Origin of the sequence: Ewingella allii (assembly GCF_044430645.1) — a bacterium.
Lineage (GTDB): Bacteria > Pseudomonadota > Gammaproteobacteria > Enterobacterales > Enterobacteriaceae > Ewingella > Ewingella allii.
Map to the genome: position 1 here is coordinate 188,574 of NZ_JAWUDN010000008.1, position 14,793 is coordinate 203,366.

Sequence of the window (14,793 nt, forward strand, 5' to 3'; positions counted from 1 at the left end):
GCAATAAAACGAGTTAAATCAGGCGTCGGCGGCTCGCCGCTGACGCCTAAAAGCAGGACAGAACGGGTCGGGTGGCCACTGTGACTGCCCTGCGTTTACGGAGAATGGCGTATGTTGTATGACCTGATAATCCGACAGGCAAAAAGCTCAGACGGCAGCTTGACGGATATTGCAATTCACGACGGTAAAATCGCCGCCATCGGCCAGCTGGATTCCAGCGTCAGCGCCAAACGGATTCTCGAACTACAGGGCAAGGTTTTCGCCAGCGCCGGGTGGATCGACTCTCATGTTCACTGTTATAGCAAATCGCCGATTTATCACGACGAGCCGGATTTAGTCGGCGTCGCCAGCGGCGTCACCACGGTTATTGATGCAGGCAGCACCGGCGCGAACGACGTCGATGACTTCTACCAGCTGACCCGCCAGGCCAAAACCAACGTCTTTGCTTTCCTCAATATCGCCCGTACCGGCATCGTGACCCAAAACGAGCTGGCGGACATGGAGCAAATCGACAAAGTGGGCGTGCGCGAATCCATTGCCCGCAACCCCGGCTTCATCATTGGTATCAAAGCTCGCATGAGCAGCAGTGTAGTGGGCAAAAACGGCATTAAGCCGCTGATCCGCGCCAAAGAAATTCAGCAGGAAAACGACGACCTGCCGCTGATGGTGCACATTGGCAATAACCCGCCAAATCTGGATGAAATCGCCGATTTACTCACTTCGGGCGACATCATCACCCACTGCTACAACGGTAAACCCAACCGCATTTTATCGCCAGAGGGCGTGCTGCGAGATTCGATTAAACGCGCCCTGAGCCGCGGCGTGCGTCTCGACGTCGGCCACGGCAGCGCCAGCTTTAGCTTTGAAGTGGCCCAGTTGGCGATTCAGCAAGGCATTTTGCCGCACACCATCAGCTCCGATATTTACTGCCGCAACCGCGTCAACGGCCCGGTCCACAGCCTGGCTGCGGTGATGTCCAAGTTCTTTACCGTCGGCATGACGTTAGAACAGGTGATTGATTGCGTCACCTGTAACGCCGCCGACGCGCTTCGCCTGCCGTCAAAAGGACGCCTCGAAGTCGGTGCCGACGCTGACCTGACGCTGTTTGAGATCCAACACGCGCCGAAAGTCTTCCTCGACTCCGAAGGCCAGTCAGTGACCGGCGAACACCATCTGATCCCACTGGCCGCCGTGGTCGCTGGCGTCACCCTAATAACTGATGAAGGGAAATCAAATCATGTCTTCTAATGCCGATCTCTACGAAAAATATAAGCTAAAACAGGTCATTAATGCTTCAGGTCGTATGACCGCGCTGGGCGTGTCTACCCCGCGCCCGGAAGTGGCTGACGTGGTGAATACTGGTCTGAATCACTACTTCGAAATGAAGGATTTGGTCAATAAAACCGGGGCTTACATCGCCAAGCTGCTGGATGTTGAAAACGCGGTAGTGGTGTCCTGCGCCTCGGCGGGGATTGCTCAGTCCGTCGCTGCCGTGATTATCAAAGACAATGCCTGGCTGCTGGAGAACCTGCACGCCGCGCCGCTGGACGTGCCGCACGACATCGTGCTGCCGAAGGGCCATAACGTAAACTTCGGCGCGCCGGTCGGCACCATGATCACCCTGGGTGGCGGTAAAATTGTTGAAGCCGGTTATGCCAACGAATGCTCTGCTGCCCAGCTGGCGGCCTGCATTACGCCGCGCACCGCCGCGATTATGTACATCAAATCGCACCACTCGGTGCAGAAAAGCATTCTCTCCGTGGAAGAAGCCGCCGTCGTGGCGCAGGAGCATAACCTGCCGCTGATCGTCGATGCTGCCGCTGAAGAAGATCTGACCTGCTACTACAACATGGGCGCAACTCTGGTGATTTACAGCGGCGCGAAGGCCATCGAAGGCCCAACCAGCGGCTTGGTGCTGGGCAAGCACCAGTACGTCGAGTGGGTGAAGCAGCAGTCTGGCGGCATTGGCCGCGCGATGAAAGTGGGTAAAGAGGGCATTCTTGGCTTAACGCAGGCGATTGAAAGCTACATCACCCAGCCGAAAACCACCGGGCAGGAGATGGTGGACAAGATGACGCCATTTATCGACAGCCTGAACCAAATCAACGGCGTCAGTGGCCGCGTGGTGTGGGACAGCGCCGGGCGCGACATTGCGCGCACCGAAATCACCTTCGACGAAGCCGTGCTGGGCTGGAAAACCAAAGCCATCGTGGAAGCGATGAAAGAGGGCGATATCGCGGTGTACTTCCGTGGTTATCGCGCCAACGAAGGCAAGATTGAAGTCGACGTGCGCAGCGTGACCCCGCCGCAGTTAGCCATCGTCGCTGAGCGTTTCAAACAACTTTTTGATGGAGCAAAAGCATGAACCTGACCCCGAACTTCTACCGCGATCGCGTGTGTCTGAACGTGCTGGCAGGCTCCAAAGACAACGCCCGCGACATCTATGATGCGGCGCAGGGCCACGTGCTGATTGGCGTGCTTTCCAAGAACTATGCCGATGTACCTTCTGCCGTGGCGGATATGAAAGAGTACGCGTCGCTGATTGAAAATGCCCTGTCCGTCGGGCTTGGCGCGGGCGATCCGCGCCAGTCGCTGATGGTCAGCCTGATTTCACAGCAGGTCCAGCCGCAGCACGTCAATCAGGTGTTCACCGGCGTCGGCACCAGCCGTGCGCTGCTGGGCCAGAACGACAGCGTAGTTAACGGTCTTATCTCCCCAACCGGCAAAGTGGGCTGGGTTAAAATCAACACCGGGCCACTGAGCGCCTCGCAGCCCGACGCCATCGTGCCGGTCGAAACCGCCATTGCGCTGCTCAAAGACATGGGCGGCAGCTCGGTGAAATACTTCCCGATGGGCGGGCTGAAGACTCGTGATGAGTTCGCCGCCGTGGCGCGCGCCTGCGCCGAGCACGACTTCTGGCTTGAGCCGACCGGTGGTATCGATCTGGAAAACTTCGAGCCGATCATGGAGATCGCACTCGAAGCCGGGGTGAGCAAAATCATTCCGCACATTTATAGCTCGATTATCGACAGCGCCAGCGGCGACACCCGTCCGGTCGATGTCAGAACTCTGCTGGCGAGCGTCAAAAAGCTCGTAAGCTGAGGTTTATTCTCGTATTCCAATTCGCGCCGTCAGTTCGCTGCGCTGTTAAACACCCTGCGTCGCCGTTTTATGGCGCAGGGATCCCGCGTTTGTCTGGCAATCCCTTTGATTTGAGGAAATGTATGAGAAACTGGTTACTGATTTCAGGTTTAACATCCGCGATGCTGGCGATGTCTGCCACGCCGCTCTACGCAGCAGAAAAAGCTATGGCCCAAACTTCACACTATGCCTATGTCGGGACTTACAATCCCAATGGCGAAGGCGTCTATCGTTTTAAATTTGATAGCAAAACCGGCGCGCTGACTGACCGCGTGCTGGCCAGCCAGTTGCCGAATCAGGCACAGATGGTGCTGAGCCACGACGGCAAAACGCTGTTCATTGGCAGCGAAATCGATAACTTCAATGGCGGCAAAAACGGTGCGATTGCGGCATATAAAATCAACCCGCAGGATGGCAGTTTAACGCTGATCAATCAGGTGGATTCACAGGGCGCAGGCCCGGTGTACCTATCGCTGACGCCAAAAGGCGATCACCTGCTGGTGGCTAACTACATCAGCGGCGTGGTGGCGATTTTCCCGGTGGATGCCAGTGGCAAACTGGGCGAAGCCAGCGATCATCAACAGGACTCAGGCCCGGCCGGTGCCGCCAAACCTGAAGCTGCGGCGCCGGGCAGCTTTGCCGCCAGCGACCACAACGGCCCGCACGCGCACATGATCGCCACCGATCCGAGCGGCAAGTTTGTCTTCTCAACCGATCTGGGTCTGGACAGGATCTATCAGTGGAAGCTGGACAGTGCCAGCGGCAAGCTGGAAGCCAACGATCCTCCGTTTATCAACGCCTCTTCCGCCGGTGCGGGGCCGCGCCATTTCGTGTTCCACCCGAACGGCAAAGTGGTGTTCCTGATTAACGAAGAAGCTTCGACCCTGACCAGCTATCGCTTCGACAGCGCCAAAGGCACGCTGACCCAGCTCCACGTGCTCTCTTCATTACCTGCTAACTTTAAAGGCACCAACTTTGCCGCCGGTATCGTGCTGAGCAAGGATGGCCATCACCTTTACGTGGCGAACCGCCTGCATAACAGCATCGCGCAAATCAACGTGACGGGCGAGGGGGCAATGACCTTCGCTGAGGAAGCTTGGACACGTGGTGACTACCCGCGCACGCTGACCTTGTCGCCGGATGGAAAATACATTTACGCGATGAATCAACGAAGCGATAACATCACTCGATTCAAGATTGCCGCCGAGAGCGGTAAACTGACGTTTGTTGATGATTACACGCCAGTGGGCAGCCCGTCGCAGATGGTGATTGTTCCTTAAGCCGTTTTACCTCGTGAGGTAGGCGGAAAATAACGGGTGCGGGGTGACGCGGTGGGTCATCCCGCCTTGTCATTTCAAGTGGCAGTAGAATTGATGTTTCACAGCAACAACCGACTGGAAGGATTATGGTGAGATTTCCCTATCAACGACTGGCCCATCTGTTCGATGCCTTACAGGCCGAAACGCTGCCTCAGGACGAGCTGGCGAAGCGCCTTGACGTCTCCACTCGCACCGTGCGCGCTGATATTACCGCGCTGAATGAAATTATGGCCCAGTACGGCGCCTCCTTTGTGCATAACCGCGGTAGCGGCTATCAGCTGAAAATCGACGATCAGACGCTGTTCTCTGCGTTGCAGGAAACCAATAATCGTCGCGTCAGCCCAACGCCGCGCACCGCGCCGGAGCGGGTGAATTACCTGCTTATACGCTTTTTGACCTCAGCCTTTTCCCTCAAGCTAGAAGATCTGGCCGATGAATGGTTTGTCAGCCGGGGAACCCTGCAAAATGATATGGCTGAGGTCAGAGAACGTCTGGCACGTTACCACCTGAGCATTGAAACCAAGCCGCGTTACGGCATGAAGCTGTTTGGCGCCGAGCTGGCGATTCGCTCCTGCCTGACGGATTTGCTGTTCCAGCTGGAAAGCGACGAGCAGAGCCATCCGCTGCTGAAAACCGAGAGTCTGGCGCTTGAGGCGCTGGGGCCGTTAACCGATTTTATGCACCAGTCGCTGGCGCAGTCCTCGATCCAACTGACCGATGAAGGTGAGCAGTACCTAATTCTGTACTGCGCGGTGGCGATTAAGCGCATTAGCGGCGGCTATCCGTTAACAGATTTTGATGCTGAAGAGGGCGACCCGGCGGTGAAGCAGGTCTCTACGCGCCTGGCGGCCGAGCTTAAGGCGCTAGTGGGTAAGGAGATCCCGGCGGCCGAAGAGGCCTATTTGCGGGTGAATATCGCGGCACGGCGGGTGCAGAACATCCTGCCGACGGATATTAATGCCGATGACGATGAGTCGCTGGTGGACTACATTCTGTCCTACATCAATGCGCACTATAATTATGATTTACAAGGGGATAAGCAGCTCCGCGCCGATTTGCTCACCCATATCAAAACCATGATAACCCGGGTGAAGTATCAGATTAACATCCCCAACCCGCTGCTGAGCAACATCAAACAGCACTACCCAATGGCCTACGACGTCACGCTGGCGGCGGTATCGAGCTGGGGCAAATACACCCCTTATTCGCTCAGTGAAAACGAAATCGGTTTTCTGGTGCTGCATATCGGCGTCGGGTTGGAGCGCCACTACAACATCGGCTACCAGCGCCATCCGCAGGTGATGCTGGTGTGCGATACCGGCAACTCGACCATTCGCATGATTCAGGCGCAGATTAGCCGCAAATACCCGCAGCTGGTGGTGACGCAAGTGGTGACGCTGCGAGATTACGAGAAGCTGGAGCACATCGACGAAGATTTCATCATCTCCAATGCGCGCATCACCGAGAAGAACAAGCCGGTGGTGGTGCTGTCGCCATTCCCCACCGAGTACCAGATGGAGCAGCTCGGCAAGCTGGTGCTGGTGGACCGCACGCGGCCCTATATGCTGGAGAAGTTTTTCGACGAGCGCCATTTCATGATAATCAATGAGCCGATGACCCAGGCCGAGCTGTTCCACAAGGTGTGCAGTCAGCTGGAAGAAGAGGGCTATGTGGACGCGGAGTTTTACCCGTCGGTGGTCGAGCGCGAGGAGATTGTCTCGACCATGCTGGGCGAAGGCATTGCGCTGCCGCACTCGCTGGGGCTGCTCGCCAAGAAGACGGTGGTGATCACCCTGCTATCCCCGCAGGGCATTGAGTGGGGCGATGGCGAAACTGCGCACGTGATTTTCCTGCTGGCGATCAGCAAAGCGGACTATGAAGAGGCGATGGCGATTTACGATTTGTTCGTGACGTTCGTACGGGAAAGGTCGATGAGCCGTTTGCTAAGTAGTGAGAGTTTTAATTCTTTTAAAGCGATAGCGATAGATTGTTTGAGTAGAATTTAGGAAAAATGCTTTACCCAAAATAGTTCGAGGCGCAGCCAACGCACCTGCACCTTGAAATATGATGGGTCAATTAGTCTTCGTCGAAGCCGGAATTGATAAGATTAATCACGGCTTCCAAAGCTTGAACCTCATCGGAGCCGGTGGCTTCGATTTCAATCTGCTGGCCCTTTGGCGAGTCCAGCATCAGCAGCGCGATCACGCTGCTGGCCTCGGCTTCAATGCCTGCGTCGTTACGCAGCATCACTTCTGACTCAAAGCTCTGCACCAGTTCAAACAACTTCATTGCCGGACGAGCGTGCATGCCCAGCCGGTTTTTGATTTCTACCGTTTGTTTAACCGTCATGATTTGCGTTTTTCCAGCGTGCGATGGCGGGATTGCACATTCTTCCCGCGAGAACGGAAGTAGTCAGCCAGTTGTTCAGCGATGTAAACCGAGCGATGTTTCCCGCCGGTACAGCCAATGGCAACGGTCAGATAACTGCGATTGTTGGTTTCCAGCATCGGCAACCACAGTTCAAGGTAGCTGCGGGTCTGGTAAATGAAGTTATGCACATCGGTATGGCGGTCGAGGAACGCGGCGACGGGTTTATCCAGTCCGGTCATCGGGCGCAGTTTCGGGTCCCAGTGCGGGTTCGGCAGGAAGCGCACGTCAAACACGTAGTCGGCATCAATAGGAATGCCGTGCTTGAAGCCAAAGGACTCAAACACCATGGTCAGTTCGCGCTCGCGCTTGCCCAGCAGGCGAGTACGCAGCATTTCAGCCAGTTCGTGAACTGACATCTCGGAGGTGTCGATGATCAGGTCTGCGGAAGAGCGCAGCGGCTCTAGCAGGTCAGCTTCTTCATCAATCGCACTTTCGAGCGACAGATTTTTACTGGAAAGCGGATGCAGGCGACGAGTGTCACTGTAACGGCGGATCAGCGTGTTGCGATCGGCGTCGAGAAACAGCAGCTGCGGCGAAAAGCTCGCGGGCAACTGCGTCATTGCATGTTCGTAAACTTCCGGGGTTTCCGGCATGTTGCGCACGTCGATACTGACCGCGGCGGAGGTATTACGTTCAGCAAGGGTCTGTGCGAGCTGCGGCAGTAACACCACCGGCAGGTTATCGACACAGTAAAAACCCATATCTTCCAGTGCCCGCAAAGCAACCGATTTCCCTGAACCGGAACGGCCGCTGACAATCATCAGCACCATGTTGTCACTCCCCTGCAATCAGTGTTCAGAATTCACTTTCCCGGAACACAATCCGGGAACCGTCATTGGCAAAATCGCGCCGGTAAACACTATTATCCGGCTGAACATTAAAGAGATCTTAAATCTGTATTCTTCTTATTATTCACTTTCGGTCATGATTTGGAACAGTTCTTCGTCACTTTGCGCTCCGCGCAGGCGACGGCACACGGCTTTGTCCGCTAATTTCTTAGCTACCAAAGAGAGGGTGTGTAGATGGGTTTTACATTGATCGGCGGGGACCAGCAAGGCAAAAAGCAGGTCGACAGGTTGATTATCGATAGCGTCGAAAGCGATCGGCTGTTCCAGTTGAATGAACACACCTACGGCGCGCAGCGTATCCTCTTCCAATTTGCCGTGAGGAATGGCGATACCCGCACCGATGCCGGTGCTGCCCATTCTCTCGCGGGTCAAAATGGCGTCAAAAATAACCTGTGGCGCCAGATTGAGCTGCTTGGCGGCGAGTTCGCTGATGATTTCCAGCGCGCGTTTCTTACTGGCGCAGTGAACGCCGCTTTTGGTGCACTCGGCATTAAGGACCGACGTTAACTGCATGGCTATATCGTTAATCATTTCATCATTCACTTTTTCGCTCTGACACCGGACAGGCTCTTTTACCCTAAATGACAGTTCGGCTCGCTGCCAGAAGGTCGCGAGCCGATACTCAAGGTCCGTAGTGCATAGAGACTATGTGGGTGCTAGTGCTGTTTCAGTTTATCTTTATGCTTATTGAGCTGGCGAGCCAGCTTATCAATCAGGAGATCGACGGCTGCATACATATCCTGATGATCCGAGGTGGCGTGCAACTCGCCTCCATTCACATGCAGCGTGGCTTCCGCCTTTTTCTGCACTTTTTCAACGCTCAACACCACGTATACCTGATTTATTCGATCAAAATATTGCTCAAGTTTGGCAAATTTTGTCGTAACAAATTCTCTGATAGGTTCCGTGATCTCGATGTGGTGTCCGGTAATGTTGAGCTGCATAATGTCTTCCTTCTCTGTTGAGGTCAAACTAACTGTTTACGTTGGTTTGAAGGCGGGATGGACAAAGACTCTCGGTATTTCGCTACTGTGCGGCGCGCGACCATGATCCCTTGATCAGAGAGCATGGTGGCTAACTTGCTGTCACTTAACGGTTTGACAGGGTTTTCCGCCGCGATTAATTTCTTCACCAGCGCCCTAATGGCGGTAGATGATGCCTCGCCTCCGCTGTCAGTACTGACATGGCTGGAGAAGAAATATTTTAGTTCGAAGATACCGCGCGGACTGTGCAGGAACTTCTGCGTGGTCACGCGCGATATGGTCGATTCGTGCATATCCACGGCGCTGGCGATGTCTGCCAACACCATAGGTTTCATAAATTCTTCGCCTGATTCAAAGAACGCCTGCTGCTGCTCGACAATGCAGCGCGTCACTTTTAACAGCGTGTCGTTGCGGCTTTCGAGGCTCTTAATCAGCCACTTGGCTTCCTGCAAATTACTGCGTATGAACTGCCCGTCGCTGTCACTGCGCGTTGAGTTGCCCATCGCGGCATACTGCTGGTTAATCTTCAGGCGTGGAATGCTGTCTGAATTCAACTCGACGGTCCAGACGTTCGACACTTTGCGCACCAGCACGTCGGGGATCACATACTCAGATTCTCCGGTGTTGATCGACTGCCCTGGGCGCGGATCGAGCGACTGGATCAGCTGCATCGCACATTTAAGTGTATCTTCTTTTAAGCGGGTCGAACGCATAAGTGCGCGAAAATCATGATTGGCGAGCAGATCCAGATGTTCACTGACGATCAATTTAGCTTCGGCCAGAAAAGGCGTTTCCGCCACGTATTGCGATAGCTGGATCAGCAGGCAGTCGCGCAGGTCGCGTGCGGCAACCCCCACCGGATCAAAGCGTTGAACGCGCTTAAGCACGGCTTCAACCTCATCCATGCTTATCTCTTCATCGCCCATGCTTTCAAGGATATCTTCCAGCGAGACGGTGAGGTAGCCGGTGTCGTCAACGGCGTCGACGATAGAGGTGGCAATGGCGGCATCGGTGTCGGTGAAGGGGGTCAGTTCCACTTGCCACATGAGGTAATCTTGCAGCGTTTGGGTGGTTTCGCCCTGATAGATTGGCAACTCGTCATCACTGTAGTCATTACCAGTGCCTGACGGCGTTCCTGCGGTGTAAATCTCATCCCACGTGGCGTCGAGCGGCAGCTCCTCGGGCATATCTTTCTGCTCAAGGGCTTCACGCGTATCTAAGCCTTCACTGGCCGTGGCTTCGACGGAATCAATTTCATCATGCAGATCGGTTTGCTCCAACAGCGGGTTGCTTTCCAGCGCCAGTTGGATCTCCTGTTGGAGCTCAAGCGTTGATAGCTGCAACAGGCGAATAGCCTGCTGTAGCTGAGGTGTCATGGCCAATTGCTGGCTAAATCTGAGCTGCAAACCTTGCTTCATATCTTGGCTTTACTTCCTGAACTGAACTACCCGCCGTCACTCAACGCGAATGAAAGCGGGCAGAATCGGTGATTACAGACGGAACTCATTGCCGAGATAAACGCGTTTCACTTGTTCATCTTCCAGAATATCTGTCGGAGTACCATGAGCGATAAGCTTGCCCTGACTGACGATGTAAGCGCGCTCACAGACATCCAGCGTTTCACGAACGTTGTGGTCGGTAATTAATACCCCCAGCCCGCTGTCGCGCAGATGTTCGATAATCTTTTTGATGTCGATAACTGAAATAGGGTCAACGCCGGCAAAGGGTTCATCCAGCAGGATAAATTTCGGGTTTGCGGCCAGCGCGCGGGCGATTTCAACACGACGGCGCTCACCACCAGACAGGGATTGACCCAAGTTATCGCGCAGATGAGAGATATGGAACTCTTCCATCAGCTCGTTGGCGCGATCGTTACGCTGCTCTTTGGTCAGGTCGTCGCGAATTTCCAGCACGGCCATCAGGTTGTTGAAAACGCTGAGGCGGCGGAAAATCGAGGCTTCCTGCGGCAGATAGCCAATACCGCGACGTGCGCGGGTATGCAGCGGCAGCAGACTGATGTCTTCATCATCAACCACAATACGACCCGCGTCGCGCTGAACGATGCCCACGACCATGTAGAAGGTGGTGGTTTTACCGGCACCGTTTGGCCCCAGCAACCCAACGATTTCGCCGGAGTTGACGGTCAGGCTGACGTCCTCGACCACTTTGCGGCCTTTGTAAGCCTTAGCCAGATTTTCTGCGATTAACGTTGCCATAAATTATCACTTACTCTTTTTGGTCGGAGTTGTCGCCGGTTGCTGGCCTTTGTCTTGCAATTGCGTAGGCACCAGCACGGTGGTCACACGGCCGCCTTTATTGTCACTGAAGGCCTGCATCTGCTGTTTTTGCACCAGATAAGTAATTTTGTCACCTTTCACGTTGCTATCTTGTTGTTCGAGATAAGCATTGCCGGTCAGCGTCACCAGATCGCTCGCCACTTCATAGCGCACTTTCGAAGCGTGGCCGCTGATTGGCTTACCGTTATCCTGCATCTGATAGAAGGTCACGGGATTACCATAGCCTTCTACCACTTCTTGCCCGGAAACGCCGTTAGGGCGGATAACCACGACTTTATCGGCTTTCACCTGAATAGAGCCTTGATTCACCACCACGTTGCCCGTAAAGGTCGCGGTATTGGTGTTCACATCCAGTGCCTGGTTAGCAGAGTCGATAGTGATCGGCTTTGTGGTGTCATCTTTCAGCGCAAACGCCGGAATGCTGACGGCTAACAGAGAGCTGGTGATCAGGAGATTACGGATTCTGTTTTTTGTTTTGAATTTCATAAGAGGTATTTACCTTATCGATCAGCTCTGCGGTTTTGTTACGCAGATTTCCACGCATTTTCATGCCGTTAGATGTAAAGCCTGTGCCGTAAAGCGTCACTTCATCATCAGAGGCAACATCTTGCGTTACCAAATTGACAGAAGCGTTGTCGGTTCTAATACGCTGCAATTGCGAGGTATCAGGCGTCAGACTGTCGACCTGCACATGACCATACAAATAGAGCATCTTGTCATTGGTCATCTTGGCGCGATCTGAGCGAACCGTCCACACAGGAATTTTGTCTTTGTCATACATGGTCATTACCGGGTTGGTAAACCATGTTAATTGAGTCGTAGTGTAATATTTGACTTCGTCAGAGACTAGCTTGTAATTCAGGGCGCCCATAGGGTTATAAACGACCGTCACCGTGTGCTGGCTCTGATAAGTCGGGTCCTGATCATTCACTGTGACAGGGGCAGTGTTGTCTGAATCAGACAGGTTCCAGCCAATCAGGGCTAATACCACGATGGCCAGAACGATAGTTATCCAAAGCTTAGGTTTGTTCATATTGACAGCCCTTTGGCGTCCTCCAGCTTGCCCTGTGCCAGCAGAATAAGGTCACATATTTCGCGTACTGCGCCACGCCCACCGGGGATTTGGGTTACATAATGCGCCTTTGGAAGCAGAATAGGGTGCGCATCTTTTACGGCAACAGACAGACCTACTTCAGCCATCACCGGCCAGTCAATCAGGTCATCACCAATGTAGGCAACTTCATCAGCCTTTAAGGACAGTGTATCTAACAGTTCGCGGAAGGCCAAAAGCTTATCTGACTGCCCCTGATATAGATGACGAATTCCCAGCGTCTTGGCGCGATCTTCCAGCAATTTTGCATTTCTGCCGGTAATGATCGCCACTTCGACGTCGGACGTCAGCAGGCAGCGAATGCCATAGCCATCGCGTACATTGAAGGTTTTCAGCTCTTCGCCTTGATTACCCATATAAATCAGGCCATCAGACATCACGCCGTCCACATCACAAATCAGCAGGCGAATGGACTTAGCTCGCTCCAGCACATTGGCGCTGACCGGGCCATAACACGTATCCACCGTAGCTGCTTTATTACTCATTCAGGGCATTCCTCAATTAAATGACGCCAGCGCGCAGCATGTCGTGCATATGTACCACACCCATCAACTGGTCGCCATCGGCAACCATTACGCAGGTAATGTGTCGTTCCTGCATCAAGTTTAGGGCATCAACGGCCAGCAAATTCGGACGAACGCGGATGCCGCCCGTGGTCATGACATCAGCGATGGAGGCCTCATTGATATTGACGCCCATATCGAAGATGCGCCGTAAGTCACCATCAGTGAAGATGCCTTCGATTTTCATCAAGTCATCGCAAATGATGGTCATCCCGAGATTTTTGCGAGTGATCTCCAGCAGGGCGTCGCGCAGAGACGCATCGCGGCTGACGTGGGGGATTTCGCTCCCGGTGTGCATGATATCGCTGACGCGCAGCAGAAGCTTACGGCCAAGTGCTCCGCCGGGATGGGACATGGCGAAGTCTTCCTCGGTGAAGCCGCGAGCCTGTAACAGCGCCACGGCCAGCGCGTCGCCCATCACCATCACCGCGGTGGTGCTGGTGGTCGGCGCAAGGCCCAGCGGGCAGGCTTCTTCGGGAACGCGCACGCAGATATGCACATCGGCGGCTCGACCCATGGAGCTTTCCGGGTTGGCCGTCATGCAAATCAAGGGGATTGAAAGACGCTTCAGCACCGGGATCAGCGCCAAGATTTCGTGCGATTCACCGGAGTTGGAAATCAGGATAACTACGTCTTGTTTAGACACCATGCCCAGGTCGCCATGGCTGGCCTCGCCCGGGTGGACGAAGAACGCTGGCGTGCCTGTGCTGGCGAAGGTTGCCGCCATTTTGCGCCCGACGTGGCCTGATTTCCCCATCCCCATCACCACTATTTTACCGACGCAGGCGAACATCTTTTCACAGGCGCGGGTAAAATCGTCGTTGATGTATTGGTCGAGTTGCTCCAGTCCTTCGCGTTCCGTCTTCAGCACTGCTTTTCCTGCGGATTGATAATCAAACCCGCGCTCTAGCTCGAAATTTCCCATTTTTTCTTCCTGATGGGTCAAAAATCAACGCTGCCCGGCACAAAATAGAGCAACGCGAGATAGGCGACAAAGCCGCATAATAACAAGGTTCCTGCCAGATGGCCGATGCGATGTTTGCGCATCAAACACAGGCCAGTTAGCACCACGCTGACGGCTAACATGACCCAGTAATCGCGGTGGAACGCCTCAGGGCTAAACGACCCTGGAGCCACCAGCGCGGGCAGGCCCAGCACTAAACATGTGTTAAAGATGTTGGCACCAATAATATTACCCAGCGCGATGTCGTCTTCACCTTTCACCGCGCCAGCAATAAAGGTCGCCAGCTCCGGCAGGCTGGTGCCGATAGCCACCACCGTCAAACCGATAATCAGTTCGCTGACGCCAAAGTAGCGGGCAATCACCGTCGAGTTATCAACAATCATGCTCGACGCCAGCGGCATGATAATGAACCCCAGCGCCAGCCACAGGAAAGCGACCGTATTACTACTGTCCTGTGGAAGTTCGGCCATCTGTTCATAGGTCAGGGTGTCCAAACCTTGCTTCTCGGCGGCGCGGGCAATTTTTATCATTAAGATGACAAAAATTGCGGCACTCGCCAGCAGCAGAAGTCCGTCCATTCTGCTCAATTCACCATCGCTAAGCAGAAAACCACAGAGCGCGGTGACCAGTAACAATAAAGGGAGTTCGCGGCGCAAGATATCAGAACCCACGGAAAGTGGATGAATTAGGGCCGCTCCGCCCAAAATCAGAAGAATATTAATGATATTTGAACCGATGGCGTTACCCACGGCTAAATCCATCTGATCATTAATCGCGGCGGTGGTGGATACCACTAGCTCCGGCAAGGAGATCCCGATGCCAACCACGGTCATACCTATAATTAACGGCGGGATGCCAATTGAGCGGGCGAGAACGGCGGCTCCGTACACTAATCGATCGGCGGCATAAACCAGAAGCAGGAGGCCGACAACCATGAGTACGATAGCGAGAAGCATGAAAAGTCCTTTAATTAGGTATAATGCGAGGTTCGTAACCCGAACAGGCGACCAAAATGGTAGTCAAAAATGATCAACAAGCTTCAAACTGTCCTTAATACAGCCAGTCAAAGCTGCTATATGTTAGACGAATTGTTGATTTGTTTTAATCGTGTTTTCGAAGATTTTGACCCTCTGCCAG

Annotated in this window: 16 protein-coding genes; 5 read left to right on the forward strand and 11 right to left on the reverse strand. The window is 54.1% G+C overall.

Annotated features, from left to right (window positions below; all coding sequences use genetic code 11):
• Window positions 1-114: 114 nt before the first annotated feature.
• The 5 genes from SBO83_RS17230 (at window position 115) to SBO83_RS17250 (ending at window position 6,466) form a co-directional block, all read left to right on the forward strand.
• A complete protein-coding gene (locus tag SBO83_RS17230; protein ID WP_396132371.1) occupies window positions 115-1,248 on the forward strand; it encodes an amidohydrolase/deacetylase family metallohydrolase in 1,134 nt (377 codons plus the stop codon).
• Entirely contained in the window at window positions 1,238-2,365 is a 1,128-nt protein-coding gene (locus tag SBO83_RS17235) for a DgaE family pyridoxal phosphate-dependent ammonia lyase (protein WP_396132352.1), read from the forward strand. The genes SBO83_RS17230 and SBO83_RS17235 overlap by 11 nt, the downstream gene beginning before the upstream one ends.
• Window positions 2,362-3,102 carry a 2-dehydro-3-deoxy-phosphogluconate aldolase gene (dagF, locus tag SBO83_RS17240; protein WP_396132353.1) on the forward strand — a complete coding sequence of 247 codons (741 nt, stop codon included), beginning with the start codon at window positions 2,362-2,364 and terminating at the stop codon, window positions 3,100-3,102. The genes SBO83_RS17235 and dagF overlap by 4 nt, the downstream gene beginning before the upstream one ends.
• 122 nt (window positions 3,103-3,224) lie before the next feature.
• Window positions 3,225-4,421: a beta-propeller fold lactonase family protein gene (locus SBO83_RS17245; protein WP_396132354.1), complete on the forward strand. Its 1,197-nt coding sequence runs from the start codon at window positions 3,225-3,227 to the stop codon at window positions 4,419-4,421.
• Between the two features lie 125 nt (window positions 4,422-4,546).
• Window positions 4,547-6,466 carry a PRD domain-containing protein gene (locus SBO83_RS17250; protein WP_396132355.1) on the forward strand — a complete coding sequence of 640 codons (1,920 nt, stop codon included), beginning with the start codon at window positions 4,547-4,549 and terminating at the stop codon, window positions 6,464-6,466.
• Between the two features lie 70 nt (window positions 6,467-6,536).
• Here SBO83_RS17250 and npr read toward each other — a convergent pair whose 3' ends face one another.
• From npr to SBO83_RS17305, 11 genes are all read right to left on the reverse strand, one after another.
• Window positions 6,537-6,809, reverse strand: a complete 273-nt coding sequence (npr, locus tag SBO83_RS17255; protein ID WP_034786698.1) for a PTS phosphocarrier protein NPr — start codon at window positions 6,807-6,809, stop codon at window positions 6,537-6,539.
• Entirely contained in the window at window positions 6,806-7,660 is an 855-nt protein-coding gene (gene rapZ / locus SBO83_RS17260; protein ID WP_353500764.1) for an RNase adapter RapZ, read from the reverse strand. Before rapZ ends, npr begins: the two co-directional genes overlap by 4 nt.
• Window positions 7,661-7,798: 138 nt before the next feature.
• Window positions 7,799-8,281, reverse strand: coding sequence for a PTS IIA-like nitrogen regulatory protein PtsN (gene ptsN, locus SBO83_RS17265; RefSeq protein WP_172468494.1), 483 nt, complete (start codon window positions 8,279-8,281; stop codon window positions 7,799-7,801).
• A 113-nt stretch (window positions 8,282-8,394) separates the two neighbouring features.
• Window positions 8,395-8,682: a ribosome hibernation promoting factor gene (gene hpf, locus SBO83_RS17270; RefSeq protein ID WP_034786702.1), complete on the reverse strand. Its 288-nt coding sequence runs from the start codon at window positions 8,680-8,682 to the stop codon at window positions 8,395-8,397.
• Window positions 8,683-8,705: 23 nt separating this feature from the next.
• Window positions 8,706-10,139: an RNA polymerase factor sigma-54 gene (rpoN, locus tag SBO83_RS17275; protein ID WP_353500765.1), complete on the reverse strand. Its 1,434-nt coding sequence runs from the start codon at window positions 10,137-10,139 to the stop codon at window positions 8,706-8,708.
• A gap of 72 nt (window positions 10,140-10,211) precedes the next feature.
• On the reverse strand, window positions 10,212-10,937 hold the full coding sequence (gene lptB, locus SBO83_RS17280) for an LPS export ABC transporter ATP-binding protein (protein ID WP_353500766.1): 726 nt from the start codon (window positions 10,935-10,937) through the stop codon (window positions 10,212-10,214).
• 6 nt (window positions 10,938-10,943) lie between these two features.
• A complete protein-coding gene (lptA, locus tag SBO83_RS17285; protein WP_353500767.1) occupies window positions 10,944-11,504 on the reverse strand; it encodes a lipopolysaccharide ABC transporter substrate-binding protein LptA in 561 nt (186 codons plus the stop codon).
• Complete coding sequence (gene lptC, locus SBO83_RS17290) at window positions 11,473-12,051, reverse strand: LPS export ABC transporter periplasmic protein LptC (RefSeq protein WP_353500768.1); 579 nt, start codon at window positions 12,049-12,051, stop codon at window positions 11,473-11,475. Before lptC ends, lptA begins: the two co-directional genes overlap by 32 nt.
• Complete coding sequence (gene kdsC, locus SBO83_RS17295; protein ID WP_396132356.1) at window positions 12,048-12,614, reverse strand: 3-deoxy-manno-octulosonate-8-phosphatase KdsC; 567 nt, start codon at window positions 12,612-12,614, stop codon at window positions 12,048-12,050. The genes lptC and kdsC overlap by 4 nt, the downstream gene beginning before the upstream one ends.
• Before the next feature lie 16 nt (window positions 12,615-12,630).
• Window positions 12,631-13,617, reverse strand: a complete 987-nt coding sequence (kdsD, locus tag SBO83_RS17300) for an arabinose-5-phosphate isomerase KdsD (RefSeq protein WP_396132357.1) — start codon at window positions 13,615-13,617, stop codon at window positions 12,631-12,633.
• 17 nt (window positions 13,618-13,634) lie between these two features.
• Window positions 13,635-14,612, reverse strand: a complete 978-nt coding sequence (locus SBO83_RS17305; RefSeq protein ID WP_396132358.1) for a calcium/sodium antiporter — start codon at window positions 14,610-14,612, stop codon at window positions 13,635-13,637.
• Window positions 14,613-14,793 lie beyond the last annotated feature (181 nt).